This is a genomic window from Oleiphilus sp. HI0079 (assembly GCF_001635105.1).
Genome location: NZ_LWFT01000353.1, coordinates 1 through 293 on the forward strand (window position 1 = coordinate 1; position 293 = coordinate 293).

Consider the following 293-nt stretch of genomic DNA (forward strand, 5'->3'; position numbering starts at 1 on the left):
AGGATGATTTCTATCGTCAGGACCACCGTCTATTGTTTCGTGTGGTGAGTCGCCTTGCGACTCAGGGAAATCCGATTGACGTCATCACCGTCTCTGAAGAGTTGCAGCGGCTTGGCGAGCTCGAAAATGCCGGTGGGATGGCCTACCTAACGGAGTTGGTCGAAAAAACGCCGAGTGCAAGTAATGTTCGCTCTTACTCCAATATCGTGCATGAACGTGCTGTTTTACGCCGACTTATTCAGATTTCTGGCGAAATTTCTGACAGCGCATTTAATCCTACTGGACGCAGCACG

The 293-nt window shown here is 50.2% G+C and carries 1 protein-coding gene; it reads left to right on the forward strand.

Annotated features, from left to right (window positions below):
- Nucleotides 1-293: DnaB-like helicase N-terminal domain-containing protein (locus A3750_RS04760; RefSeq protein ID WP_304440168.1), on the forward strand; the 293-nt coding region annotated here is incomplete at both ends.